Here is a 25,314-nt window from a genome sequence, read left to right as displayed (position 1 = left end):
GTATAAGTTTCCCTATATTATTCTGTCTAATTTTCAAGGATCACATTAAACTATCAAATAACTATTTCATTCTACCACATTAATTTAAGAATATCAACATTTTATTAATATTATAAATGCAAACTTCAATATTCCTTAATTAACACAGCTTTTATATTCTATCATCTTACTTGAACAGAGTCAATATATTTTTTAAAATTTCTTTACTTGAATTTGCAAAATATAATAAATGGTGTATTTGATAAAATCAAATACACCATTTATTATATTCAATTCTTAAAATTTAAAAGAAAAATAGTTACCAATGGCAGTATTCGGATAAAAGCTATTTATCATCAATATCATCACTACAATCTATTTTGGCAATAGCAACCACTCTCTGCTTATCTTCATTCTTCATAAGTGTAACACCCATTGTATTTCTACTTGTAGTAGATATTTCAGATACATTAAGTCGTATTGCCACATCGCTGTTATTTATAAGCATGATCTCATCCTCATCCTTGACAATTCTAGCTCCAACTATCAAGCCTGTTTTTTCTGTAACCTTATATGTTATCATGCCCTTTCCGCCTCTTCTATGGATAGTATATTCATCTACATGAGTTCTTTTACCAAATCCATTTTCACTTACAACAAGAACATCCTGACTTTCATCTACAATGTCCATAGAGACAGCTATATCACCATGTCTTAAAGTTATAGCCTTTACACCTGTAGTATTTCTGCCTGTAGACCTTATATCTTTTTCACTAAATCTTATGGCATATCCATTTCTGGTAAAAACAAGTATCTGATTTTCTCCTGTAGTCATTCTAACCTGTATAAGTTCATCTTCATCTTTCAAATTAATAGCATTCAAGCCATTTCTTCTTATAGAAGCATATTGATTTATCTTAGTTTTCTTAATTAACCCATTTCTAGTTGCCATTACAAAATAATTGTCCCTATTGATTTCTTCGTCTTTGAAGGATACAATAGCCTGAATTTTTTCATCTGTATCCAAGGGTATTAAATTAATCAAATTTGTACCTTTGGCAGTTCTACCTGCTTCAGGGATCTCATATCCCTTAAGTTTATATACCTTACCTTTATTGGTAAAAAATAAAATACGGCTGTGAGTTGAAGTGATAAACATATGTTCTACAAAATCATTTTCCTTTGTAGCCATCGCCCGTATACCTCTACCACCTCTTCTCTGAGAAGAATACGTATCTGCTGGGATTCTCTTTATATAACCTTCATGAGTCAAAGTTATAACCACTTCTTTTTCATCAATCAAATCTTCAATATTTATATCATCATTACCTATTTGTATTTCAGTTCTTCTTTCGTCGCCATATTTATTTCTTATTTCAATAAGTTCATTTTCAATTATACTTAATAGAACAGATTTATCCTTCAAAATTTCTTCTAAATGTTTTATCGTTCTCGTCAATTCACCATACTCATTCTCAATTTTTTGCCTTTCAAGACCTGTAAGTCTTTGAAGTCTCATATCCAATATAGCCTGTGCCTGTTTTTCAGAAAGATTAAATTGAGTCATCAACCCATTTTTTGCAATTGTTGTAGTCTTAGAAGATCTTATTAAATTTATTACTGCATCAATATGATCCAATGCTATTTTTAATCCCTCGAGAATATGGGCCCTAGCTTGCGCCTTATTTAAATTAAACTGCGTTCTTCTAGTTACAACCTCTTCTTGAAACTGCAGATAATAAACCAATATCTGTTTTAGATTCAATATTTTTGGTTCATTATTTACAAGAGTCAGCATTATTATTCCAAAAGTATCCTGCATTCTTGTATGTTTATACAGTTGATTTAAAATCACATTTGGGTTGGCATCTTTTTTTAATTCTATTACAACTCTCATTCCATCTCTATCTGATTCATCTCTAATATCTGATATCCCATTTATCTTCTTATTTTTCACCAAATCTGCTATATTTTCCACTAATTTTGATTTATTAACTTGATATGGAATTTCAGTCATTATGATACTATTTCTTCCATTTATATCTTCAATATCGGTCCTAGCTCTTACAATTATTTTTCCTCTTCCAGTATTATAGGCATTTTTTATACCCGATGTGCCAACTATTATACCTGAGGTTGGAAAATCCGGACCTTTTATAGCTGTCATCAATTCATCAATAGTAACTTCTGGATTATCTATTATCATTATTAAACCATTTATAACTTCAGTAAGATTATGTGGTGGTATATTCGTGGCCATTCCCACAGCTATGCCAGCTGATCCATTTACAAGTAAATTTGGAAATCTAGACGGCAAAACAGAAGGTTCCTTCTCTTCACCATCAAAATTTGGAACAAAATCTACTGTATCCTTATTTATATCTCTCAGCATCTCAAGTGTTATTTTATTCATTTTTGCCTCAGTATATCTCATAGCTGCTGCGCTATCCCCATCCACTGAACCAAAATTTCCATGTCCATCAACTAGGGTATACCTTATAGAAAAATCTTGTGCCATTCTAACCAAAGCATCATAAACAGCTGAATCTCCATGAGGATGATATTTACCAAGTACATCTCCAACAATTCTAGCACATTTTCTATAACCTTTTTCAGGCGTAAGTCCAAGTTCATGCATAGAGTATAATATTCTTCTATGAACTGGTTTTAATCCATCACGAACATCGGGAAGAGCACGACTTACAATAACACTCATAGCATATTCTATATAACTTTTTTTCATTTCCTTGCTTATGTCCACTGGTAAAATTTTACCTTCGTCAAACATCAACTACACCTCTCTACTATATATCTAAGTTTACAACTTTTTTAGCATTTTCTTCTATGAAATTTCTACGAGGTTCAACTTTGTCACCCATAAGTATAGTGAAGATTTCATCAGCTGCCATAGCATCATCTACATTTACTTGAATAAGTGTCCTTGTACTTGGGTTCATTGTAGTATCCCAAAGCTGTTCTGAATCCATTTCTCCAAGACCCTTGTATCTCTGTATATCTACATTGCTATCCTTTCCTCCCAATTCATTCAACACTATTTCAAGTTCTTTATCAGAATATGCATAGTATTCCTTTTTATTTTTATATACCCTGTATAAAGGCGGTTGAGCTATATAGACATGACCGTTTTCCACAAGAGCTTTCATATACCTATAAAAAAATGTGAGCAGCAATGTCCTTATATGTGCACCATCTACATCTGCATCCGTCATTATTATTACCTTGCCATATCTTATTTTATTAAGATCAAATTCCTTTCCTATTCCAGCGCCAAAAGCAGTGATCATGGCCCTTATCTCTTCATAACCAAGTATTTTATCAAGTCTTTGCTTTTCCACATTCATTATTTTACCTCTAAGCGGCAATATAGCTTGAAATTTTCTATCCCTACCCTGTTTTGCGGACCCACCTGCAGAATCTCCCTCGACTAAATATATTTCACATTCAGACGAATTCTTAGATGAGCAATCTGAAAGTTTTCCCGGAAGAGAAGTATTCTCAAGTACAGACTTACGTCTTGTAAGTTCCCTCGCTTTTCTCGCAGCTTCTCTGGCACGTGATGCCATCAGAGATTTATCCAATATCATTTTTGCAATTTGAGGATTTTCCTGTAGAAAATTATTCAAACTCTCGCCTAATATATTATCAACTATGCCACGCATTTCACTATTACCCAGTTTTGTTTTAGTCTGACCTTCAAACTGAGGATCTATCAATTTTACAGATATTACTGCTGTAAGTCCCTCTCTTATGTCTTCTCCCGATAAATTCTTATCATTTTCTTTTAATATTCCAAATTTTTTTGCATAATCATTTAATACCCTAGTCAGAGCCGATTTAAATCCAGCTAGATGAGTTCCACCTTCAACTGTATCTATATTATTGGCAAATGAAAAAATATTTTCAGAATATCCATCATTATATTGAATGGCAACTTCTACCGAACAATCCTTTCTTTCACCTTCTATATATATGGGTTCCTTATGAATTACACGTTTATTCCTATTTAAGTAGGTTACAAATGACTTTATTCCACCCTCATAATGGAAAAGTTCCTCTTTATCATTTCTTTTATCTTTTAACGTTATTTTTATGCCTTTGTTTAAAAAAGCCAGTTCTCTAAGTCTTTGAGACAATACATCATAGTCAAATTCTATATTATCAAATATTTCTGGATCAGGTCTAAAATGAATTTTAGTGCCATGTTCTTCAGTATCACCTATTATATCTAATCCTGTTGCAACTTTCCCTCTTTTAAAAATCTGCTTCCATATATGCCCCTCTCTTTTTACTTCAACTTCACAAATTTCGGACAGCGCATTTACTACAGATGCACCCACTCCATGAAGCCCACCTGAAACTTTGTACCCTCCACCGCCGAATTTACCTCCTGCATGTAATATGGTCATTATTACTTCTACTGTAGGCTTTTTCATCTTATGATGCATTCCAACAGGCATTCCCCTTCCGTTATCCGTAACTGTAATAGAGTTATCTTCGTGTATAATAACATTTATCCTATCACAATATCCTGCCAATGCTTCATCTATGCTGTTATCTACTATTTCATATACTAAATGATGGAGTCCCCTGGAACTTGTACTTCCAATATACATTCCAGGTCTTTTTCTTACGGCTTCTAAGCCTTCCAGCACCTGTATCTGATTTTCATCATAAACTTGTTTTTTTTCCTGATGCATATTTATCCTCCTATTCATCTTGAAGTTCATACTTTAGAGCTTTTGATCTTTTAGTCAACGTGGATGAAGATATAGGTGACAAATAGATTTTACTTTTTTTATTCACTTCGGCAATAATAAAAGATTTAGGCTTATCTTTTGTGATCCTCTGAACAAATCCATCTTCCTCAGCCATTCTTAAAAATTGAATTGTGTCGGAATTATATGTTGAAGTTTCAACATCAAATATTCCAATTATATCTTTTGTTGGAACGACTATATTTTCACCTAGATGTAAAAACATAAATAATCTCCTTTCAAAACTAAATCGTAGTTATTTTACCATTTCGTACAACAAATAAATTTGCTTCATTTTGAGAATTTTTTTTAATATCATCAATTCCTGTACAAGTTATAAATGTCTGTATATTTTTTATAGAATTCAATATATAATTTTGTCTTTTCAAATCCAATTCAGATAAAACATCGTCCAGCAGCAATACAGGATATTCACCTATAACCTCCCTAACTATCTCGAGAGAAGCAAATTTCAATGTTAAAACTGATGTTTTCTGTTGTCCTTGAGAACCAAAACTTCTAACATTTATCCCATTTATACCTGTAATGAAATCATCTCTATGCGGTCCATAAAGGGTAGTTCCCCTCTCTATATCCTTTTTTCTGTTTGAACTCAGTATTTCAAACAAATTGTTTTCTGGTTTATCTAGATCTTTTACCTGCGTCACATATCTGAATTCTATATTTTCAGATCCTGAGGTTATATCTTCATGTATGATCTTGCCCTTTTCACTAAGCTTTTCTATATATTTATTTCTCAAATATATTATAAACCCGCCGTATTTAGAAAGTTGTTTATCATAAACCTGGATTATATTTTGGTTGTAATTGGACCAATTTTTAAGTAATGCATTTCTTTCATTCAAAACTTTGTTGTATTGAACCAGGCTGAAATAATATTTTTTACTAAACTTACAGAGTTCAATATCTAAAAATTTTCTTCTATAAACGGGTGATTCTTTTATTATCTTTAAATCTTCGGGAGAAAACATCACTACATTAAAAATTCCCATAAGTTGAGATAATTTGCTTACTTTTATGGAATTTATATTTATTCCCTTTTTCCCTTCTTTGAATATTTTTATTTCTATAGTTTTATCCAGGGGTTTTCTTTCCACATATGCCCTTATATAAGATTCTCTACCATTCCAGTTGATCAATTCCCTGTCTCTATTTGTCCTGGGAGATTTTCCTATGCCGCAGTAATATATGCTTTCAAGTAAATTTGTTTTTCCCTGAGCATTATCCCCTATAAATATATTCGTACCTTTACCAAACTTAATATCAAGCTTCCTATAATTTCTAAAATTAATGAGCTTTAAATACCTAATATACATTTAAAAACACCTATTTATAATTATATCACAACATATAGAATATAATTAAGAATAATTTTTAACGTAAATGTAACTACACAATTTTATAGGTTTTATTTCCAAATTCAACAATAAAACTCTTATAGAGTTTTCTGCCTCTTCTTGTTTCTATTTCTCCATTTACCTTTACTTTGCCATTTTTTATAAAAATTTTAGCTTCAGATCCCTGCGAAACAGCCCCGCACCATTTTAAAAATGAATCCAATTTTATCGTATCTGTGCTAATTTTTATTTCATACATTTTCTATTATCTCCAATTTATTAATTTTTAACTATTTAAAAGTCTAACTGGTAAAACTAAGTAAGTACAATTATCTTTAATCTTATTTTTAATTATACATGGACTTACGCTGCTGGAGAATTTTAAAACAATTTCCTCTTCATCCATTATTCTTAGAACATCAATTAAGTATTTTGAATTAAATGCAATTTTCAGATTATCTCCCTGCAAAATTATATTTAATTCTTCTCTTACCATTCCTAATTGAGAATTAGATGTTATTACCATTTTGTTTTCTTCTAATTCCAATTTTATAAGATTGGTATTGCTATCCTTAGCCATTAGGGAGGCTCTTTCAATACAGCTCAAAAGCTCATCTTTCTTTGCTGTAACTGTCATATTAAACTCTTCAGGAATTATAGAATTATATTTTATAAATTCTCCTTCTAAAAGTCTAGATATTATTTTTGTATTATCCAGATTGAACAATATGTGATTTGGTGTAAATGTTATATTTACATTTTCATCATTATCCTCTAAAATTTTAGAAACTTCATTTAATGTTTTTCCTGGAATTACTGCATTAATAGTATTATCTGTATTTAAATATTTAGACTTTAGGGCCAATCTATAACCATCCAGTGCCACTAAATTTAATTTTTTATTTTTTATTTCAAACAACACTCCCGTGAGGATAGGTCTTGTTTCATCTTGAGCTGTGGCAAATATAACACTTCTTATCATATTCTTCAATGTTTTTTGAGGTATTGAAAAAATCATGTTTTCATTTATATTGGGTATTTCAGGGAAATCCCTCGCATTCATATGTATGAGGGTGAATTTTGATTTTTGACATAATATTTCTACAGAATTGTTTTCTACGGTTAAAATATTTATTTCATCGTCGGGTAATCTCCTTATTATCTCTCCAAATAATCTCGCATCTATTACAACTGCTCCTTCTTCTTCAACATTTGCATGTATTTTAGTTTCTATACTTAAATCTATATCTGATCCTACTAAGGTAATTATGTTATTTGAAGCAGTTATTTTTAAACCATTTAATACTGGCATACTTGATTTTCCAGTTATTGCTCTTTGAGCTGTGTTTATGGCTTCTTGTAAATTTGTTTTCTTGCATTTAAATTTCATTTTTGATTTCCCCTTTGTTAATATTTTATTTTAGTTGATATATATATAGATAGATAATTAACAATTTAGTAGTAGTAGTAGGGATTGTTAGTATGTTTATATATCTCAAAGTTGTTAATAATACTGAAAAAAATGAGAAAAATAATTGTGGATAAATAAGCAATTTAACATCGTATTATCCACAGAAAAAAAAGAAATAATGTATATATCATAATATCAACAATGTATCATAGAATATTATAAACAGCTGTTTATAATTATCCTTGGTTTAACCTTTTTGTCAAATCCTTTATTGCATTCTGAAGGCTTTCGTCTTTTTTTAAATTATTTGATATTTTTTCATAGGCGTGTATTACAGTAGTGTGATCTCTACCTCCAAATTCTTCTCCTATTTTAGGCAGTGACATATCTGTAAGTTTTCTACACAAATACATTGCTATTTGTCTTGGAAAAGCTACATTTCTCGTCCTTCTGGCTGATTTGAAATCGGATACTTTTAAATTATAGTAATTTGCTACTACGTCTTGTATTAGATCTACTGTAATTTGTTTAGACTGTTTACTTGAGATTATATCTTTTAGTGCTTCGACAGCTAAGTCAATGCTTATTTCTTTATTTGTAAGTGAGGAAAAGGCAGCTATACGTATTAGAGCTCCTTCTAATTCTCTGATATTTGATTTGATTTTAGTAGCTATATATACCATGACCTCATTTGGAATATTTAAATTTTCTACATCGGCTTTCTTTTTTAATATAGCCATCCTTGTTTCAAAATCAGGTGGTTGGATATCGGCTATAAGCCCCCATTCAAATCTAGATCTCAACCTATCTTCCAGCGTAGGTATTTCTTTTGGCGGTCGGTCACTTGATAGTATTATTTGTTTGTTTGCTTCATATAAAGCATTGAAAGTATGAAAAAACTCTTCCTGGGTACTTTCTTTACCGGCTATAAATTGGATATCATCTATTAAAAGTACGTCTATGTTTCTATATTTATTTCTAAATTCTTCATTTTTATCATCTTTTATTGAATTTATAAGTTCATTTGTAAATTTTTCTGATGAAACATACATTACCTTTGATTTAATATTATTTTCAAGTATGTAGTGACCTATAGCCTGCATTAAATGAGTTTTTCCAAGTCCCACTCCTCCGTATATAAATAAGGGATTATAAGCTTTAGCGGGAGATTCTGCTACAGCTAAAGATGCTGCATGGGCAAATCTGTTGCTGTTGCCTATTACGAAAGAATCAAAGGTGTATTTAGGATTTAGCATAGGTGGTGTTTCTTCGTCTTTCGATTCTGTTTCTTTTTTAAAGTTTTTTTTATCTAATGTCAATGCCTCCTCAGATTCAGATGATACTAAAAATTTAATGTTATATTTTTTTGAAGTAACTAATTTTAATGCGTTTGATATTAAATTTGTATATTTGCTGGCTAATATCCCCTTTGTTAAATCATTTGGTACACTTAATATAAAAATATTGTTTTCGATGGATACAGGAGTAATGCTTTTAATCCATGTGTTAAAACTTACTTCAGTAATTTCACCTTTTATTATTTTTAAAGATTGTTCCCATATTTCTTTTGGATGGGCATTCATTTTGTATCCTCCAGTCTTAGAAAAAATTCTGAGTTTATGTGTTTCGTTATTATAATTTGTTGACATGTGTGTATAAAAATATTCACATGTTTATAATTAAGTTTATAATTTTAGAGTAAAAAAAATAAAAACATAAGTGTTAAAGTAAATATTAACATTATTTACAATGAATAATGTTAGTAAAATAGGTAAATATATAGAAAAAAAATATTAAAAAAAACAAGTTATGCACATTTTTATCCACAGTTGTGGATAAGTAGTATATTTTTTAGAGTTATTAACAATCCCCTATTTATAATATCAAAACCAAAGAACCTATTCAAGAAATTATCCACAATTTGTAGATAAAAACTATTTTGATTGAAATCTATACTTTTGAATTTATGTTGACATTATAAGTTAGTGAATATATAATTTAATAGTAAAACTTTAAAAATTTGACGATATTTTAAGATGAGAATATCAAATTCTATATAAAGATCAACATTAAAGTGAAGGGAGTTTTTATAATATTATGTGGATGACTTATCAACCGAAAAAGAAACAAAGAAAAAGAGAGCACGGTTTTAGAAAAAGGATGAGAACTTTATCAGGAAGAAATGTTATTAAAAGAAGAAGACAAAAAGGTAGAAAGAAATTAACAGCATAGGCCGCTTTTGTGGCCTTTTTCTGCAAGTAAAAAAGGAGCAAAAATGAGAATCTACAGAATAAGAAAAAATGCGGAATTTCGTGCTGTATATAGAAGAGGCAAATCTTTTTCTAATAGTCTATTAGTACTATATATTTATAAAAATAAGAAAAATATAAATAGATTGGGTGTATCTATAAATAAAAGAGTGGGAAACAGTGTAGAAAGAAATAGAATAAAACGTTTGATTAAAGAGATTTATAGGTTGAATAGTGATAATATAAAAGTAGGCTATGATTTAGTATTTATAGCCAGAAATTTATCAAAAGGTAGAAATTATATGGAAATAGGAAATTCTATAAAAAATTTAATTAAAAAAGCAGGTTTGTGGAAATGAAAAAATTTTTGATTTTATTAATTAAATTGTATAGAAAATATATATCACCTCTAAAAAGGCCATGTTGCAGATTTTATCCTACTTGTTCACAATATGCATTGGAAGCATTGCAAAAATATGGTATTATAAAAGGTGGGTTTATGTCTATAAAAAGAATATTGAGATGTAATCCATTTTGTAAAGGTGGATATGATCCGGTTAAATAAATTTCAGGAGGTTTAATATTTTGCAATATTTAAATGATGCTTTTGTTCGATTTTTTAATTTCTTACATAGTTTTGTAATTTCGTTTATACCTAATCCCAATGTTTCCTATGGTATAGCAATAATTTTGATGACTATAATAATTAGACTCATAATACTTCCCTTGGGGATAAAACAATTGCGATCTTCTTTTGTAATGAATGAAATTCAACCGGAGATTAAAAAGCTGCAGGAAAAGTATAAAAAAAATCCACAGAGAGCACAAGAGGAAATGATGAAATTATATAAGGAAAAAGGAGCAAGTCCTTTTAGTGGATGCCTCCCACTTCTTATTCAGTGGCCTCTTCTGTTAGCTCTTTACTACGTTTTTAATAATTTAACAGGAATAAATGGTGTTAGTTTTCTATGGATGAAAGATTTGGCTAAAACTGATTTTCTTCTTGCCATTATATCGGGAGCAACTACTTATATATCGGGGATTATAGTAATGCCTACTACTGGTGAACAAGCTAAGCAAAGTAAAATGATGAATATAGGAATGGCTATATTCATGGTATATATGAGTATGAAATTTAAATCGGCATTAGTATTGTATTGGGTTGTTAGTAATTTAATTCAAATAGCACAAACTGTAGTTATTAAAAAAATTGAAATGGGTAAAAAAACTAAAAATAGTAAGGCCTAGGGGGTGGCTATGTGGCATGAATGTTGTAGAAACTACAGGGAAAACTGTTGAAGAAGCACTGAAGAATGCATTAATGAAGTTGAATGTTGAAAGGGATAAAGTTGAAGTTGAAGTATTAGATGAAGGTAATAAGGGATTCTTAAATTTTATAGGGATACGGCCGGCTAAGGTAAGAGTCAAAGTAAAAAGGGATTACATAAATGAAGCAAGGATATTTTTAAAGAATGTTTTAGAAAAAATAAGAGTAAATGCAGAAATAAAAATAAAAGAGGAAAACAATGTAATAAAGATATATTTAACTGGTTCAGATATGGGAATACTTATAGGATATAGAGGAGAGACTTTGGATGCAATTCAATATCTTTTGAGTCTTGTTATAAATAAAAATCATGACATGGAATATAAAAGAGTGATTTTAGATACGGAGAACTATAGAGCGAAGAGAGAGGAAACTTTAAGAAGACTTGCTAGGAAAGTAGCTGAAAAGGTTAAGAGGACAGGGAGAGTGGTTAAATTGGAACCAATGAACCCTTATGAAAGAAGGGTAATTCATTCTGCCCTTCAAAATGATCTTTATGTAAATACTTATAGTGAAGGTCAGGAGCCTTTTAGAAGAGTTGTAGTAGATTTAAAGAAAGCCTAAAGGCTTTCTTTTTTAAATACCCGGAAGAATTGTAGATGATATTTAAGACTGTTTATTAAATTGAGATTAATGGGAAGTGAAATGATGGAAAAAGTTGATACCATGGCGGCAATAGCTACAGCTTTGGGTGAAAGCGGAATATCTATTGTGCGGGTTTCAGGAGAAAGATCTCTTGAAATAGTAAATAAAATATTTAAAGGAAAAAATAATAGAAGACTGTTAGATATAAAATCCTATTCAATGAGATATGGCTTTATAGTGGAAAGGGAAACAGGAGAATTGTTGGATGAAGTTCTAGTAAGCTTCATGAAAGCACCTAAAAGTTATACAACTGAAAATACAGTTGAAATAAATTGTCATGGTGGGGTTTTGGCAGCTAAAAAAGTACTTGAGGAAGTTATTAAAGCTGGAGCCAGAATGGCTGAACCAGGAGAATTTACTAAAAGGGCATTTTTAAATGGAAGGATTGATTTAAGTCAGGCTGAAGCAGTGACTGACATAATCAATGCAAAGACTGAAGTATCTATGAAAGCTGCGGTTCAACAGTCGAAGGGAAAAGTTTCCAAAGAAATTAATTCATTGAGAGAAGATCTCTTAGAAATAATTGCATCAATTGAAGCTACTGTTGATTACCCTGAAGCTGATTTAGAGGAAGTAACGTCTGATAAGGCTTCTGCAGAGTTAAAAAAAATATTGAATAGAATAGATTTTTTGTTAGGTACTGCCGAAGAGGGAAAAATAGTTAGAGAAGGGTTGAATATAGTAATTGTTGGAAAACCAAATGTAGGAAAGTCGTCTCTTTTAAATTCATTGATTATGGAAAACAGAGCCATAGTTACTGATGTCCCAGGTACTACGCGGGATGTTATAGAAGAGTACATGAATATAGGTGGAATACCTGTAAAAATAAGTGATACGGCTGGAATCAGAAAAACTGATAATGTGGTTGAAAAAATTGGAGTTGAAAAATCCAAGGAAAAAATAGATAATTCTGATTTAATTATATTAATGTTGGATTCCAGTAAGAAATTAGATGATGAAGATAGAAAAATAATAGAATATGTAGATAATAAGAAATATATAATTTTGTTAAATAAAATAGATCTAGGTGATAAAATAGATTTAGACAGTATTCACGAACTAAATTCAAAATTTGTGATAAAGACTTCAATTAAATTGGGCAATGGATTAGATGAAGTTAAAAATTGTATTAAGAAATTGTTTTTTAAAGGTGAGGTTAGATCTGAGGATTTATTTGTAACTAATGTAAGACATAAAGAGTGCTTAATTAGAGCCAGGAAAAATTGCATGGAAGCCTTGGATGTATTGAAAAATACCCCGGCTATAGATTTAGCTTCTATAGATATGAGAAATGCTTGGACTAATTTAGGTAAAATAACTGGAGATACTCTGGAAGAAAATATAATTGATAAGATATTTTCAAAATTTTGTTTAGGAAAGTAGGTAGTGGATTTTGGAATATTTTTCGGATAAATATGATGTAATAGTTGTGGGAGGAGGTCATGCAGGATGTGAGGCAGGCCTTGCTGCGGCTAGAATGGGATGTAAAACTTTAATGTGTACTATGAATTTGGATAGTATAGGATTTATGCCGTGTAATCCTAATGTGGGAGGAACAGCTAAGGGGCATTTAGTAAGGGAAATAGATGCATTAGGGGGTGAAATGGGTGTAAATATCGATCATACTTTTATACAGTCGAGAATGTTAAATACATCCAAGGGTCCTGCAGTGCATTCCCTTAGAGCTCAGGCCGATAAGAGGAATTATTCTGGAAGAATGAAAAGAGTAATTGAAAAGCAGCCTAATTTATATTTGAGACAGGTAGAGGTAGTAAAAATAAAGACAGATAAAAATAAAAAGGTTTGCGGAGTAGTTACTAGAAATGGAGCGTATTTTCGGTCGAAAACTGTAGTTTTGGCTACAGGAACTTATTTGAAGGGAAAAGTTATTATAGGGGATGTTAGCTATAGTTCAGGCCCTAATGGATTTATGCCGTCTAATGATCTTTCACAGAGCTTGCTTGATTTGGGAATAGAGCTTAGAAGATTCAAAACAGGTACTCCGGCTAGGATAAATAAGAGAAGTGTGGATTTTTCAAAGATGATAAAGCAGCCGGGGGATAAGAGAATAGTACCGTTTTCTTTTATGAGTGAAAACTTAGACAAAGCTCAAGTTCCATGTTATTTGACTTATACTACAAAAAATACATCAAAAATTATAAGAAATAATATAGATAGATCACCACTTTATAATGGTACAATAAAATCAGTGGGTCCGAGATATTGTCCGTCTATTGAAGATAAGGTAGTCAGGTTCCCAGATAAAGAACAGCATCAGATATTTATAGAGCCTGAAGGAGAAGATACGAATGAAATGTATGTTGATGGCGCTTCTACTTCTATGCCGGAGGATGTACAAATTGCCATGTATAAGACAATAGTTGGACTTGAGAATGTAGAGTTTTTAAGAACAGGTTATGCCATTGAATATGATTGTATAAATCCACTTCAATTAAAACTTTCATTGGAATTTAAGAATATTGAAGGTCTATTTGGAGCCGGACAATTAAATGGAAGTTCCGGATATGAAGAAGCAGCATCTCAGGGAATAATTGCAGGTATTAATGCTGCCCTTAAATCTGAGGGGAAAAGACCTCTTATTTTGAAAAGATCTGATGGTTATATAGGTGTTTTAATTGATGATTTAGTTACGAAGGGAACTGAAGAACCTTATAGGATGATGACATCTCGAGCTGAATACAGATTATTGCTTAGACAGGATAATGCAGATCTGAGACTCACGGAAATGGGGTATAAAATAGGTTTGGTCGATGAGGCTAGATATAAAAAATATTTAAAGAGAAGAGATGATATAGAAAAAGAATTAAATAGAATAAAGAGTATTCAAATAACGCCGAAAAAAGAAGTGATTGATTTTTTAAGTTCATTGAATTCATCCGAGCTGAAAAAGAGCGTTAGCTTATATGAATTGATCAAAAGGCCGGAACTCAATTATTTTAATGTGGGGGCTCTAGATGTAAATAGGCCTGAACTAAGTGAAGATGTTAAAGAAGAAGTAAATATAATTTCAAAATATGAAGGATACATAAGTAAGCAGCTTGAACAAGTGGCTCAATTTAAAAAACTTGAAAATAAAGTTATACCTTTATATATAGAATATGATAAAATCAAGGGGTTGAGAATAGAAGCCATGCAGAAATTGAACAAAATAAGACCTATGAATGTTGGCCAGGCTTCTAGAATTTCAGGAGTTTCACCGGCGGATATTTCTGTATTATTAATTTATATGGAAAAAAGAGCTAGAGAAAAAAATTTATAATTATAATATTAATTAAGATTGATTTGGAGAATTGTTATGAATTATTTTCAAATTATGATGGAAGCATGTAACGATATTAAATTGGGTTTTGATGAAGATAAATATAATAGATTCATGAAATATAAAGATATGCTGAAGTTATGGAATAATAAAATAAATCTTACTGCTATAGTAGAAGATAGGGATATTATCAAAAAACATTTTGTAGATTGTATGGAGATATTTAAGTTTTCGCCTATGAAAGACGCTTTAGATATTATAGATATAGGAACGGGAGCTGGATTTCCAGGTATTCCTATTAAGATAATGGATGATAGAAAGAATATTACTCTTTTGGATTCTTTAAACAAGAGAATAAATTTTTTAAATCAAGTTGTATTAGAGCTTAAATTAAATAAGATAGTTTGTATACATGGAAGGGCGGAAGATTTTTCTAGAAAAATAGAGTATAGAGAAAAATATGATATTGCTGTATCGAGGGCAGTGGCAAATTTAACGGTTTTAAGTGAATTTTGTATTCCATATGTAAAAGTAGGAGGCTATTTTATAGCTATGAAAGGTCCTGCGGTGGATGAAGAAGTGAAAGAAAGTAAAAAAGCTATTGATATTTTAGGTGGTAAGATTGAAAGTATAATCAATGTAGAAAATTGTGAGCTGAATCATAATTTAGTTGTAATAAAAAAAATCAAGAGAACTCCTAAAACCTATCCAAGAAGATCAGGAACAGTTGCTAAAAAACCATTGAAATAAATGAAATAATTTGTCGTACGAAAATTATATAAAATAGCAGGATTTTATAAAAGAATAAAGAAATGTTAATAATAGGAAATGTAAGAGGGATGGTTAAATATGCAAAAAAGAGTTAATTATATACCTGTAGATTTAATTTTACCTAATGTATATCAGCCAAGAAAGCATTTTGATGAAGAGAGCCTGGAGGAATTAGCCCAGTCTATAAATGTACACGGAGTGATTCAACCTTTATCGGTAAGGAAATTAGGTGAAAATAAATATGAATTGGTAGCTGGAGAGAGGCGGCTTAAGGCTGCAAAAAAGGCAGGGCTGACTGAAGTGCCTGCAATAATAATTGATATAAGTGATAAAGAATCTGCAGCCATAGCTCTTTTAGAAAATTTGCAAAGAGAGGATCTCAATTTTTTAGAAGAAGCAGAGGCATATTATAATTTGATTAAAGATCATTCTTATACTCAAGAAAAATTAGCTGAGGTTATAGGGAAAAAACAATCGACTATTGCCAATAAAATTAGACTGCTTAAATTAGATGATGAAATTAGAAAAATATTACTGGATAATGATTTAACTGAAAGACATGCAAGAGCACTTTTAAAGCTTCCTACAGTAGATCTTCAAAAAAAAGTATTAAAGGAAGTTATTAAAAAAGGTTTAAATGTTAAGAAAACAGAGGAGCTTATTAACGGAGAACTGGATAAAATAATAAATGATAAAACAAAAACTGGAAAGGTAAAAAAGGGTAAGAGGAAGAAAATAAAAGGAATATTTTCTCCAAGGGTTTATATGAATACAGTTAAACAGATATTTGATAAATATGGTTTGAATGCAAGATATTCTTCTCAGGATCTTGATGATAAAATACAAATAATAATTACGATTCCTAAAAAATAAAATGTTTCACATGAAACATTTTATTTTTTTATCTTTAAAAAATGTCTTGTTTTACTTCTGAATTAATTTATTTTAGATTAAATTTGTACAAAAACTCTTTTATTATTTTAAATAAAAATATATAATTAAAAATAAAGTTAATAATAAGCTGAAGGGAGTGAGCAGGATAAAAATTATATCGATATTTAATCAAAAAGGTGGAGTTGGGAAAACCACTACTTGTATTAATTTAAGTGCATATTTGGCTATGCAGGGATATAAGATATTGGATATAGATATTGATCCTCAGGGGAATACTACTAGCGGGTTGGGCATTGACAAGAGAAATATAGAAAATTCAATATATGATGTACTGAATTCAGAAATCAATATAAATGAAGTTGTGAGAAAATGTGAACTAATAGATAATTTTTTTATAATTCCTTCTACTATGGAATTGGCTGGTGCTGAAGTGGAACTTATAGATAAAAAAAATAGAGAGAGTATATTGGATAATAAATTAAAAAATTTAGTACAAAAATATGATTTTATATTTATAGATTGTCCACCATCTTTGGGATTGTTAACTATAAATGCGCTTACGGCATCTCATAGTGTTATAATACCTATTCAATGTGAATTTTATGCATTAGAGGGAGTTGGACAACTTATAAATACAATACAATTAGTCAGAGAGTCATTGAATAGGAGCTTGGAAATAGAAGGGGTAATTATGAGTATGTGTGACATGAGGACTAATCTTTCTACTCAAGTTATTTCAGAAGTGAAGAAATTTTTTAAAGATAAGGTATATAAAACTACTATACCTAGGAATATAAGATTGGCAGAAGCTCCTAGCTTTGGACTTCCTGTAGTGCTTTATGATGATAAATGTAAAGGGGCGGAAGCCTATGAGCTGCTAACTAAAGAGTTTTTGAACAGACAAAAGGAGTGAATAAAATTTGGGTAAAAAATATGGACTGGGGAAAGGTCTGAGGGCGTTAATACCCGATAATGCTTTAGAAGATCAAAAGGAAGATCAAAAAGATATACATTACATTGATATTGATCTTATAAAAGCCAACAGGGCTCAACCCAGGAAAAACTTTGATGAAAGTAAAATAGAGCAACTTTCTCAATCTATAAAAGAACATGGTATAATTCAACCTCTTATACTTAATAAAATTGCAGATAGTAGATATAATATAGTAGCAGGTGAAAGAAGATGGAGAGCAGCCAAACTCGTTGGTGTTAAAAAAATACCTGCAATTATAATGAATTTATCTGACAGCGAAGTTTTAGAAATTTCTCTTATAGAGAATATACAAAGACAGGATTTGAATCCAATAGAAGAAGCTTTAGCATATAAGAGATTGATTGATGATTTTAATCTTACTCAAGATGAATTAAGCCGCAGAATAGGAAAATCCAGAACTGCGATTTCAAATTGTATGAGGCTTCTCAACCTTGATAGTAGAGTTCAAAAATATCTCATGGATGGTATTATTAGTGAAGGACATGGAAGGTCTCTTCTAAGAGTGGAAAATACTGAATTGCAATATAAATTGGCCAGAGAAATAGTAGATAAAAATTTGACGGTAAGGAATATAGAGAAGATAATTAAAAATTTAAATTCTGTAAAGAGAAATAAGAAGAAACCTGATAGAAAAGAAAATATTTATTATGTAGATGTAAGAGAAAAATTGGAAAATTTATTTGGTACTAAAGTTTTATTGGTTGATAAGAAGAACAAGGGGAAAATAGAAATAGAATATTATTCTCAGGAAGATTTGCAGAGAATATTGGATATATTGGAAGTTTAATAAAAATATTAATGTTTCACGTGAAACATTTTGTAATATGAAGGGAGAAAAATATGCAAAATATCAGTAACTTGTTGAATAATTTACAATTGTATATTGTAATTGGATTAGTTATATTAGTAATAATATTATTGATTATGAATGTCATAATATTTAAATCATTAAATAGATTGGAAAGAAAATATAAAAAACTTGTGCGTGGTTCAAGTGGTAAAAATCTAGAAGATCTTATTGTAAAATATTTTGATAAAGTAAATGATGCCCAAAAAGAATCTGAAAATGTTAAAAAAATGTATGATAATTTGAATTCAAAGATAAAGCGCTGTATACAAAAAATATCTATTGTGCGTTATAGGGCTTTTGAAGATGTAGGTAGTGACTTGAGTTTTTCAATTGCATTATTGGATGCAAATAATGATGGTGTAATAATTACTGGAATATATGGAAGAGATGAGAGTACTACTTATGCAAAACCTATAGATAGTGGTATGTCTAGGTATGAATTGTCTCAAGAAGAAAAACAGGTTTTGAATGAATGTATAAATAAGGGAATATAAAATTATTTACATAAAAAAAACTCCTTAAGGGAAAATTACTTTTTAAGGAGGTTTTTTATATGAAAATATACGTTCCCAGTGATTTAAATTATATAGGAAATGAATTGCGTAAAAGAGGATATATGATAATAAATGATAGTAAAGATATGAAATGTGATGCTATAGTTTGTAGATTGAAAGATAATGGACTTGCAAATTTACATATAAAGAATAAAGATACTCTAATAATTGATCTGGGGCGAAAGAGTGCAGATGAATTAGAATATATACTTAGAGATAGGGTATTTTGAGCTTTTAGATTTCTGTATTTATTAAGGCATTATTTGAGTTTTTTGAATGTACAGTTTTTAATATTGAATAATATAGTCCTCTGGAAATTGTATTGGCAAGTTGTATTACTGTAAATAGTCTAGTGTTTTGTAACACCATGAATTCCATAGCCCCACATATGTTTACAATTCCAGTGATGCTTAAATCGCCTACTTGTGGTAAGGATTTATTCATGGCGGATCCGGGGTGAAGCGGTTTTGATTCTATTATTATTTTGCCAACATTTTGAATAGAACCCAATGACGCGTCGATTGCTATGACAAAGGGATTATTATATTTTAGATTTATTTTATCTATTGTTTCTACAATATTTTTTGCATGTACCGGATGTTGTAAATTACCATACAATTCAATTCTGCTTCTCATTAAAAATTTTAATTTATCTCCAACTATAGGTCCTAAACTGTCTCCTGTTGATCTATCTGTACCTATGCAGAGTATTACTATATTTCTGTCAGATTCCATGATAATTTGCAGTTCATTGCTTAAGATATCTCTTAAATCAAATATTGAATTTGGGGAAGACGGATCTACTATCATTTTCTTAATCATAAAAGGACCTCCTAAATATATTTTTTACTATAAGGAGGTTTTTTATACGTATAATAGTAATATTTTAATTGACAATTCTACAGCATATCTAATTTTTTGAATATATTATAGAAGATAACTAAAAATATACAGAATATCACACCTAGAAGTCCATTCACCTTTAATCCAATAAATAAAGATGCTAATACTGCTACTGGATGTATTCCTAGAGAAGAAGAAACTATTTTAGGTTCAATAATTTGTCTTATAATTGAAACTATTAAGTAAGAAATTATTAATCCAAAGCAAACAACATAGTTGTTTGTGGTAATCAGGTAAATAAGTGCCAAAGGAATATATATGATTCCTATTCCTATGATAGGCAGTATATCTGCTATGGCACATACAATACTTAAAATCAGTGCATATTTTATTTTAAATATTAAAAATACTATCAGAGTTTCTATAAAAGTAATGGAGATAATTATCATGTATGATAATAGGTAATTTCCAATCATCTTTTTGCTTTCATTGTATATTTTATATAATTTGACTGTCTTGCTGTCTGGAAGTAGCCTGGATATATTCATGTTTGAAGAAGTCATGTCTTTTGTAAAAAAATATGTTGTCAGCAGCGTGAAAAGTATCACCATTAATACATAGGGTATGGTAGTTATTAAATTCACAAGATAACTCACCAATTTACCTGAAAAACTTACTGCTAAATTGGAAGCTTTATCGATGAAACCTGTAAAGTTTTTTTCAAAAGTGTTTATTATGTAAGGATCTAAATTATTATAGTATTTTTGCAGCTTGTATATAGAATCATATAAATTATTATAATTACTGGAAATATATGATTGGACATTCTTTCCCAATTGGATAGCCTCTTGAGTTATGGCAACTATTCCAAAGGATAATATAATCAGTATTACTGCAAAAAATATTGTAGTTGTGATGAGAGAGGCAATTCCATTGTTTATTTTAAGTTTCCTGATAATAAGCAGAGTTGGTTTCTTTAGTATTAAAGCACATATTAAAGCTAATACGAAAGGCAGTGTGTAGTCAATTGTATTAAAGAATATTAAGAATATCAATGTGTAGAGGACAAAAAATAAAACGATTCTATCAATTTTGTTCATTAGTTCTTTCACAGTAGTAATAACAACTCCCTTTTATTTTTCCTGATTGTTAACAGCATTAATGTGACTGTATCACAAGTTAATAATAAATACCATATATTTTATAAACTTGTGGTGATATTTCTGTTATAATAATATATAAAATAGTTATATACACAATTATAAACTAATAAATAATTGTTGTATATAATTATTGTAAAATTTTACAGGAGGTTACAGTTTTATTTTGACTGTATTATGATAATTATGAAGGAATATTATATAATAACTTTTAAGAATACACATGGTGCTATAAATGGAGAAAAGCTTTTAAAGGAAAATGGCATAAAAGTTAATGTTATGCCTACACCTGCTGTTATTACGAAAAGTTGTGGAATAAGTATAAAAGTAGATGATATATACGTAGAAAAAATAAAACAATTGGTTAGGCAGGGACAATTGATTGTTAAAAATATTTATAAAAGAAGTGATAGAGGATATATACCATTGCAGCTTTGGAGGTAAAATATGATATTCAATAAGGTTTTTCCTTTTTTTAAAATCGTTGTAGAAGATGATGCTGTTAAAATAGGAAAATTATCTATATATAAAGAAAGTATTCTTAATTTTACAGAAGTGGTTTTTAAAGTAATATTAATATTGATCTCCATGTATTTAATTATAAAAATAGGAAATATAATCATAAAGAGATATGTTTCGAAGCAGAAGAATTTTAAAATATCGTTAAATGATAAAAAAGCTAAAACAATTGGAGCTATTTTAAAAAGTGTATTGAAGTATTCAGTGTATTTTTTTGGAATATTTACTATCATTTCGGTGATATCACCGAAGATAAGTATTACTGGATTGACTTTTGCAGGAATAGGCGGAGTTGCAGTTGGTTTTGGAGCACAAAATATTATAAAAGATATTATCAATGGTTTTTTTATACTATTTGAGGATCAATTTTCAGTTGGAGATTATGTAAGCATAGATGATAAAAGCGGTATAGTGGAAAGCATAGAACTAAGAATTACTAAAATAAGAGATTTTAATGGAGATTTACATATAATACCGAACGGACTTATTACTAAAGTTACCAATCATTCTAAGGGGAATGTGGGAATTATTATAGATGTGGATGTATCCTATGAAGAAAATATAAATAGAGTTATAAAATTATTATCTGATCTATGCAGTGAATTCAAGGAAAAAAATAGTGATGTTAAAGAAGGACCTGCTGTCCAGGGCATAATAAAAATAGCGGATGATAAAGTGACAATCAGGATATCAGGAAAAACCAGACCAATGACTCAATGGAATATGGAAATGAAACTCAGGAAACAGATTGGAGAAATGTTTAAAAAAGAAAATATAAAAACTCCTTGTTTGTCAATAAAATTATTGAAGGAAGGGTAATAAATGAAAAAAGTTTTTTATATAGGTGATATAGTGGAAATGAAAAAGAGCCATCCCTGCGGGAGTAATAAATGGGAGATAATAAGGCTTGGAGCCGATATAAAAATTAAATGCTGTGGTTGTGGAAGAATAGTGATGCTTCCAAGGAGTAAATTTACAAGGAATGTAAAAAAAATACTCAGGCAGGATTCTGATAATAGTGATGACGGTGAAAAGGCACACAGCACTAATTGAAATTTATTGATCTTATACAGAATCAGTGATACAATAGTAATCTGTAATCCCTGCTGTTAATTTCTACAGCCATTAGTCCAAGGGGAGGAGGTGGAATCAATGAAAAAATACGAAACTATATTTATATTACATCCGTCTTTAGATGAAGAGGCATTTAAATCAAATGTTGATAAATTTAAGGATGTAATAGAAAAGGGTGGAGGAGTAATAGAAAACGTTGATATCTGGGGTAAGAGAAAACTTGCTTATGAAATAGATAAAATTAACGAAGGATATTATACCTTGATAAATTTCAGTAGCGATTCTAAATTGCCAAAAGAATTGGATAGAATATTTAGAATTACAGACACAGTTATAAGGCACATAATAGTGAAGGATGAAAAATAGGTGGTGTTTTGATTGAATAAAGTGGTTTTAATTGGAAGATTGACTAAAGATCCAGAACTTAGATTTACTCCTGGAACGGGTAAAGCGGTTACAACCTTTACTATAGCTGTTGATAGAAGGTTTTCTAGAGATGGACAAAAAGAGGCAGATTTTATTCCGGTTGTTGTATGGGGAAAACAGGCTGAATCTACAGCAAACTATATGAGTAAGGGAAAGCTTATAGGTGTCAGTGGTAGAATTCAGACTAGAAATTATGAAGCTAAAGATGGTACTAGAAGATATGTTACTGAAGTTATTGCAGAGGAAGTTCAATTTCTTGAATGGGGAGATAAAACTGCAAAAAGCTCCTATAGCAATAATAGTAATGAAAATTCAGCGGAAAATTCAAATAAAAACAAAGGTTTTAATGAAGATGTTTATGGAGAGGATATTACACCTGTTGATGATGGAGATATCCCATTTTAAAGGTAAGGAGGTGTTCATTTTATGGCCAATAGGGAAGGCGGAAGAAGAAATTCTGGAAAGATGAGGAGATCCAAAAGAAAAGTTTGTGCTTTTTGCATGGATAAAGCTGAAACTATAGATTATAAAGATATAAACAAGTTGAGGAAGTATGTTACAGAAAGAGGGAAAATTCTTCCAAGGAGGATTTCCGGAAACTGTGCAAAACATCAAAGAGAGCTTACTAAAGCTATAAAAAGAGCTAGAAATATAGCATTACTACCATTTACAACGGAATAAGTCTTAGAGGTGAGGAATTTTTATTCTTCACTTTTTTTATATTGAAAATAATAATTCTTTAAATTGCCATTTTAACTTAATATTATATTCTAACTTATGTATAATATTATTATGAATAAGTTAGAATTATAAAAATAGGATTTTGTTATATGTAAAAGTATATAAAGGATCCAAAATCAAATTGGATGATGGGAGAGGGAGTAAATGGATAAAGAAAATTTTAACATAATGTATAATGTTAAAATAGTAGAGGGTTTAAAAGCGGATCTTTTGTGTATAATAGGTGATTTTTTTAAATTGCTTACAAAAGGAAGTAATGTAGCAAAGGAATCTGTGCTGGATTGCATTTCCGGGGCAATAATAATATTGTATTTACTTGCGGAAAGATTGGGATATTCACACACGGCAGTAGATGAAACCATGAAAAAAAAATTAAAGATTGGTATAATTGAAGAAGACAAAATAGAACTACAGGGAAAGGATTTAACTAAATTATATAATCATCTAAAAGAAAAGGATTAATGGAGGTAAAAATGCAAAAAAGTACATATGATACAAAGGCTCTTATTGAAGGTAGTTTGACTACGGCAATTACAGTAGTTATGATGCTTATAAATGTATATGTACCCGTATTTTCTATATTTGCTAATTTCATTTTGCCAATACCTATAACTCTGCTTTATATTAAGCAGAATTACAAGGTCACTTTGATTTCTGTTATAGCAAGTGGGATACTGATGTCAATATTTTATAATCCCATATTTGCATTATCTTTGATAATACTGACAGGACTTACAGGAATGACTCTTGGGTATTGCATAAAAAATAAAATGAAATTTAGCACTACTATGGTATTTTTGTCCATAGCAATGGCAGTGGGAATAATCTTTTATTTTACTGTATATATAATGTTTATAAGCAAAGGAGGAATATATGGATTTGTCAATAAAATAGTAGAGGATTTTAAGCAATCTATGGATTTAAGCAAAAATATGTATGAGAAGGCCGGTGTATCAAGTAATCAGCTTTCTTCTATGGAAAGTATGCTCAAGATATTTACACCAGAGTATATTATGAAACTTATTCCTGCAGTAATAATAATTATGTCATTTACCTTATCTTATTTGAATTATATTATAACCAGATCCATACTTAAAAAATTAAAATATCAGATGAATGAAAGTAAGCCTTTGGGCCAATGGTATATGAATACCAGAGTGGGAACATTAGTCGGACTGATACTTGTCATCGGCATATTATTTAATAGAAGAAATATGGCGGCAGGACAATATCTGGTTGCCTCTTCTAAGATCATTTTGGAACTTATTTTTTTTATAGATGGAATAGCATTATTGACATATTATTTATTGAAAAAATTTAAAATATCTAAAAAAATTATTGCTGTCATTATAATATTAACAGCTTTATCCAGCTTATCATTATTTTATGTTCTAGCAGGATTTATAGATATGATATTTGATTTTAGAAAACTTGACCCTTATAGAAAATCAGGAAAAAAATAAC

Annotated in this window: 30 protein-coding genes; 21 read left to right on the top strand and 9 right to left on the bottom strand. The window is 30.0% G+C overall.

What is annotated here, in order from left to right; translation table 11 throughout:
- Positions 1-325 precede the first annotated feature (325 nt).
- The 7 genes from gyrA to dnaA form a co-directional block, all read right to left on the bottom strand.
- The gene (gene gyrA, locus AB8S09_RS06510; protein ID WP_369868707.1) at positions 326-2,767 is read right to left on the bottom strand and encodes a DNA gyrase subunit A; all 2,442 of its coding nucleotides are present in this window, start codon (positions 2,765-2,767) and stop codon (positions 326-328) included.
- A 16-nt stretch (positions 2,768-2,783) separates the two neighbouring features.
- On the bottom strand, positions 2,784-4,697 hold the full coding sequence (gene gyrB / locus AB8S09_RS06505; protein WP_294184969.1) for a DNA topoisomerase (ATP-hydrolyzing) subunit B: 1,914 nt from the start codon (positions 4,695-4,697) through the stop codon (positions 2,784-2,786).
- Between the two features lie 10 nt (positions 4,698-4,707).
- On the bottom strand, positions 4,708-4,980 hold the full coding sequence (remB, locus tag AB8S09_RS06500; RefSeq protein WP_294184967.1) for an extracellular matrix regulator RemB: 273 nt from the start codon (positions 4,978-4,980) through the stop codon (positions 4,708-4,710).
- Between the two features lie 19 nt (positions 4,981-4,999).
- The gene (gene recF, locus AB8S09_RS06495; RefSeq protein ID WP_369868706.1) at positions 5,000-6,091 is read right to left on the bottom strand and encodes a DNA replication/repair protein RecF; all 1,092 of its coding nucleotides are present in this window, start codon (positions 6,089-6,091) and stop codon (positions 5,000-5,002) included.
- Positions 6,092-6,164: 73 nt separating this feature from the next.
- Positions 6,165-6,371, bottom strand: a complete 207-nt coding sequence (gene yaaA, locus AB8S09_RS06490) for a S4 domain-containing protein YaaA (protein WP_294184965.1) — start codon at positions 6,369-6,371, stop codon at positions 6,165-6,167.
- 27 nt (positions 6,372-6,398) lie between these two features.
- Positions 6,399-7,502, bottom strand: coding sequence for a DNA polymerase III subunit beta (gene dnaN / locus AB8S09_RS06485; protein ID WP_294184963.1), 1,104 nt, complete (start codon positions 7,500-7,502; stop codon positions 6,399-6,401).
- Between the two features lie 257 nt (positions 7,503-7,759).
- Complete coding sequence (gene dnaA, locus AB8S09_RS06480) at positions 7,760-9,106, bottom strand: chromosomal replication initiator protein DnaA (RefSeq protein WP_294184962.1); 1,347 nt, start codon at positions 9,104-9,106, stop codon at positions 7,760-7,762.
- Between the two features lie 514 nt (positions 9,107-9,620).
- Between dnaA and rpmH the strand changes: the two genes are divergently transcribed.
- From rpmH to AB8S09_RS06415, 13 genes are all read left to right on the top strand, one after another.
- The gene (rpmH, locus tag AB8S09_RS06475; protein WP_294184960.1) at positions 9,621-9,755 is read left to right on the top strand and encodes a 50S ribosomal protein L34; all 135 of its coding nucleotides are present in this window, start codon (positions 9,621-9,623) and stop codon (positions 9,753-9,755) included.
- 43 nt (positions 9,756-9,798) lie between these two features.
- Positions 9,799-10,131: a ribonuclease P protein component gene (gene rnpA, locus AB8S09_RS06470; protein ID WP_294184958.1), complete on the top strand. Its 333-nt coding sequence runs from the start codon at positions 9,799-9,801 to the stop codon at positions 10,129-10,131.
- Positions 10,128-10,337: a membrane protein insertion efficiency factor YidD gene (gene yidD, locus AB8S09_RS06465; protein WP_294184956.1), complete on the top strand. Its 210-nt coding sequence runs from the start codon at positions 10,128-10,130 to the stop codon at positions 10,335-10,337. Before rnpA ends, yidD begins: the two co-directional genes overlap by 4 nt.
- 20 nt (positions 10,338-10,357) lie before the next feature.
- Positions 10,358-11,020: a membrane protein insertase YidC gene (yidC, locus tag AB8S09_RS06460; RefSeq protein WP_294184955.1), complete on the top strand. Its 663-nt coding sequence runs from the start codon at positions 10,358-10,360 to the stop codon at positions 11,018-11,020.
- A 16-nt stretch (positions 11,021-11,036) separates the two neighbouring features.
- Positions 11,037-11,663, top strand: a complete 627-nt coding sequence (gene jag / locus AB8S09_RS06455) for an RNA-binding cell elongation regulator Jag/EloR (RefSeq protein WP_369868705.1) — start codon at positions 11,037-11,039, stop codon at positions 11,661-11,663.
- An 84-nt stretch (positions 11,664-11,747) separates the two neighbouring features.
- Positions 11,748-13,127: a tRNA uridine-5-carboxymethylaminomethyl(34) synthesis GTPase MnmE gene (gene mnmE / locus AB8S09_RS06450; RefSeq protein ID WP_294184977.1), complete on the top strand. Its 1,380-nt coding sequence runs from the start codon at positions 11,748-11,750 to the stop codon at positions 13,125-13,127.
- A gap of 10 nt (positions 13,128-13,137) precedes the next feature.
- Positions 13,138-15,024, top strand: a complete 1,887-nt coding sequence (gene mnmG / locus AB8S09_RS06445; protein WP_369868704.1) for a tRNA uridine-5-carboxymethylaminomethyl(34) synthesis enzyme MnmG — start codon at positions 13,138-13,140, stop codon at positions 15,022-15,024.
- Between the two features lie 36 nt (positions 15,025-15,060).
- Positions 15,061-15,774, top strand: a complete 714-nt coding sequence (gene rsmG / locus AB8S09_RS06440; RefSeq protein ID WP_369868703.1) for a 16S rRNA (guanine(527)-N(7))-methyltransferase RsmG — start codon at positions 15,061-15,063, stop codon at positions 15,772-15,774.
- A 99-nt stretch (positions 15,775-15,873) separates the two neighbouring features.
- Positions 15,874-16,668 carry a nucleoid occlusion protein gene (gene noc, locus AB8S09_RS06435; protein ID WP_294184947.1) on the top strand — a complete coding sequence of 265 codons (795 nt, stop codon included), beginning with the start codon at positions 15,874-15,876 and terminating at the stop codon, positions 16,666-16,668.
- A 166-nt stretch (positions 16,669-16,834) separates the two neighbouring features.
- Positions 16,835-17,602 carry a ParA family protein gene (locus tag AB8S09_RS06430; RefSeq protein ID WP_294184975.1) on the top strand — a complete coding sequence of 256 codons (768 nt, stop codon included), beginning with the start codon at positions 16,835-16,837 and terminating at the stop codon, positions 17,600-17,602.
- A 7-nt stretch (positions 17,603-17,609) separates the two neighbouring features.
- Positions 17,610-18,470 (top strand): ParB/RepB/Spo0J family partition protein, encoded by an 861-nt coding sequence (locus AB8S09_RS06425; RefSeq protein ID WP_369868702.1) that lies wholly within the window; start codon positions 17,610-17,612, stop codon positions 18,468-18,470.
- A gap of 53 nt (positions 18,471-18,523) precedes the next feature.
- Positions 18,524-19,027 carry a DUF4446 family protein gene (locus AB8S09_RS06420; protein ID WP_294184944.1) on the top strand — a complete coding sequence of 168 codons (504 nt, stop codon included), beginning with the start codon at positions 18,524-18,526 and terminating at the stop codon, positions 19,025-19,027.
- 59 nt (positions 19,028-19,086) lie between these two features.
- Positions 19,087-19,317: a YkuS family protein gene (locus AB8S09_RS06415; protein WP_294184942.1), complete on the top strand. Its 231-nt coding sequence runs from the start codon at positions 19,087-19,089 to the stop codon at positions 19,315-19,317.
- Positions 19,318-19,321: 4 nt separating this feature from the next.
- Here AB8S09_RS06415 and yyaC read toward each other — a convergent pair whose 3' ends face one another.
- Positions 19,322-19,909, bottom strand: coding sequence for a spore protease YyaC (gene yyaC, locus AB8S09_RS06410; protein ID WP_294184940.1), 588 nt, complete (start codon positions 19,907-19,909; stop codon positions 19,322-19,324).
- 77 nt (positions 19,910-19,986) lie between these two features.
- Positions 19,987-21,042, bottom strand: coding sequence for a sporulation integral membrane protein YtvI (gene ytvI, locus AB8S09_RS06405; RefSeq protein ID WP_369868701.1), 1,056 nt, complete (start codon positions 21,040-21,042; stop codon positions 19,987-19,989).
- A 234-nt stretch (positions 21,043-21,276) separates the two neighbouring features.
- Here ytvI and AB8S09_RS06400 point away from each other — a divergent pair, with 234 nt between their 5' ends.
- The 8 genes from AB8S09_RS06400 (at position 21,277) to AB8S09_RS06365 (ending at position 25,313) form a co-directional block, all read left to right on the top strand.
- Positions 21,277-21,534 carry a putative Se/S carrier protein gene (locus AB8S09_RS06400; protein ID WP_294184936.1) on the top strand — a complete coding sequence of 86 codons (258 nt, stop codon included), beginning with the start codon at positions 21,277-21,279 and terminating at the stop codon, positions 21,532-21,534.
- A gap of 3 nt (positions 21,535-21,537) precedes the next feature.
- A complete protein-coding gene (locus AB8S09_RS06395; RefSeq protein ID WP_369868700.1) occupies positions 21,538-22,428 on the top strand; it encodes a mechanosensitive ion channel family protein in 891 nt (296 codons plus the stop codon).
- Between the two features lie 3 nt (positions 22,429-22,431).
- Complete coding sequence (locus AB8S09_RS06390) at positions 22,432-22,662, top strand: DUF951 domain-containing protein (RefSeq protein WP_369868699.1); 231 nt, start codon at positions 22,432-22,434, stop codon at positions 22,660-22,662.
- A 99-nt stretch (positions 22,663-22,761) separates the two neighbouring features.
- A complete protein-coding gene (gene rpsF, locus AB8S09_RS06385) occupies positions 22,762-23,049 on the top strand; it encodes a 30S ribosomal protein S6 (protein ID WP_294184425.1) in 288 nt (95 codons plus the stop codon).
- A 12-nt stretch (positions 23,050-23,061) separates the two neighbouring features.
- The gene (locus AB8S09_RS06380) at positions 23,062-23,514 is read left to right on the top strand and encodes a single-stranded DNA-binding protein (RefSeq protein ID WP_294184427.1); all 453 of its coding nucleotides are present in this window, start codon (positions 23,062-23,064) and stop codon (positions 23,512-23,514) included.
- A 21-nt stretch (positions 23,515-23,535) separates the two neighbouring features.
- On the top strand, positions 23,536-23,790 hold the full coding sequence (gene rpsR / locus AB8S09_RS06375) for a 30S ribosomal protein S18 (protein WP_294184429.1): 255 nt from the start codon (positions 23,536-23,538) through the stop codon (positions 23,788-23,790).
- 204 nt (positions 23,791-23,994) lie between these two features.
- Positions 23,995-24,312, top strand: coding sequence for a MazG-like family protein (locus AB8S09_RS06370; RefSeq protein ID WP_294184431.1), 318 nt, complete (start codon positions 23,995-23,997; stop codon positions 24,310-24,312).
- A gap of 11 nt (positions 24,313-24,323) precedes the next feature.
- Positions 24,324-25,313 carry a YybS family protein gene (locus AB8S09_RS06365; protein WP_294184433.1) on the top strand — a complete coding sequence of 330 codons (990 nt, stop codon included), beginning with the start codon at positions 24,324-24,326 and terminating at the stop codon, positions 25,311-25,313.
- Position 25,314: the final 1 nt, after the last annotated feature.

Origin of the sequence: Clostridium lapidicellarium (assembly GCF_041224415.1) — a bacterium.
Classification (GTDB): domain Bacteria; phylum Bacillota; class Clostridia; order Clostridiales; family Clostridiaceae; genus Clostridium_B; species Clostridium_B lapidicellarium.
This window is presented reverse-complemented; position numbering and strand designations above follow the sequence as displayed.

What these genes read in the sequence shown, in the direction of transcription:
- AB8S09_RS06365 (WP_294184433.1), top strand. Translation starts at nt 24,324, where the DNA reads ATGCAAAAAAGTACATATGATACAAAGGCTCTTATTGAAGGTAGTTTG.
- rpmH (WP_294184960.1), top strand. Translation starts at nt 9,621, where the DNA reads ATGTGGATGACTTATCAACCGAAAAAGAAACAAAGAAAAAGAGAGCAC.
- rpsF (WP_294184425.1), top strand. Translation starts at nt 22,762, where the DNA reads ATGAAAAAATACGAAACTATATTTATATTACATCCGTCTTTAGATGAA.
- noc (WP_294184947.1), top strand. Translation starts at nt 15,874, where the DNA reads ATGCAAAAAAGAGTTAATTATATACCTGTAGATTTAATTTTACCTAAT.
- AB8S09_RS06420 (WP_294184944.1), top strand. Translation starts at nt 18,524, where the DNA reads ATGCAAAATATCAGTAACTTGTTGAATAATTTACAATTGTATATTGTA.
- rnpA (WP_294184958.1), top strand. Translation starts at nt 9,799, where the DNA reads ATGAGAATCTACAGAATAAGAAAAAATGCGGAATTTCGTGCTGTATAT.
- recF (WP_369868706.1), bottom strand. Translation starts at nt 6,091, where the DNA reads ATGTATATTAGGTATTTAAAGCTCATTAATTTTAGAAATTATAGGAAG.
- remB (WP_294184967.1), bottom strand. Translation starts at nt 4,980, where the DNA reads ATGTTTTTACATCTAGGTGAAAATATAGTCGTTCCAACAAAAGATATA.
- rsmG (WP_369868703.1), top strand. Translation starts at nt 15,061, where the DNA reads ATGAATTATTTTCAAATTATGATGGAAGCATGTAACGATATTAAATTG.
- yidD (WP_294184956.1), top strand. Translation starts at nt 10,128, where the DNA reads ATGAAAAAATTTTTGATTTTATTAATTAAATTGTATAGAAAATATATA.
- AB8S09_RS06415 (WP_294184942.1), top strand. Translation starts at nt 19,087, where the DNA reads ATGAAAATATACGTTCCCAGTGATTTAAATTATATAGGAAATGAATTG.
- gyrA (WP_369868707.1), bottom strand. Translation starts at nt 2,767, where the DNA reads ATGTTTGACGAAGGTAAAATTTTACCAGTGGACATAAGCAAGGAAATG.
- dnaN (WP_294184963.1), bottom strand. Translation starts at nt 7,502, where the DNA reads ATGAAATTTAAATGCAAGAAAACAAATTTACAAGAAGCCATAAACACA.
- rpsR (WP_294184429.1), top strand. Translation starts at nt 23,536, where the DNA reads ATGGCCAATAGGGAAGGCGGAAGAAGAAATTCTGGAAAGATGAGGAGA.
- AB8S09_RS06395 (WP_369868700.1), top strand. Translation starts at nt 21,538, where the DNA reads ATGATATTCAATAAGGTTTTTCCTTTTTTTAAAATCGTTGTAGAAGAT.
- yaaA (WP_294184965.1), bottom strand. Translation starts at nt 6,371, where the DNA reads ATGTATGAAATAAAAATTAGCACAGATACGATAAAATTGGATTCATTT.
- yyaC (WP_294184940.1), bottom strand. Translation starts at nt 19,909, where the DNA reads ATGATTAAGAAAATGATAGTAGATCCGTCTTCCCCAAATTCAATATTT.
- jag (WP_369868705.1), top strand. Translation starts at nt 11,037, where the DNA reads ATGAATGTTGTAGAAACTACAGGGAAAACTGTTGAAGAAGCACTGAAG.
- AB8S09_RS06390 (WP_369868699.1), top strand. Translation starts at nt 22,432, where the DNA reads ATGAAAAAAGTTTTTTATATAGGTGATATAGTGGAAATGAAAAAGAGC.
- AB8S09_RS06400 (WP_294184936.1), top strand. Translation starts at nt 21,277, where the DNA reads ATGAAGGAATATTATATAATAACTTTTAAGAATACACATGGTGCTATA.
- gyrB (WP_294184969.1), bottom strand. Translation starts at nt 4,697, where the DNA reads ATGCATCAGGAAAAAAAACAAGTTTATGATGAAAATCAGATACAGGTG.
- mnmE (WP_294184977.1), top strand. Translation starts at nt 11,748, where the DNA reads ATGGAAAAAGTTGATACCATGGCGGCAATAGCTACAGCTTTGGGTGAA.
- dnaA (WP_294184962.1), bottom strand. Translation starts at nt 9,106, where the DNA reads ATGAATGCCCATCCAAAAGAAATATGGGAACAATCTTTAAAAATAATA.
- AB8S09_RS06370 (WP_294184431.1), top strand. Translation starts at nt 23,995, where the DNA reads ATGGATAAAGAAAATTTTAACATAATGTATAATGTTAAAATAGTAGAG.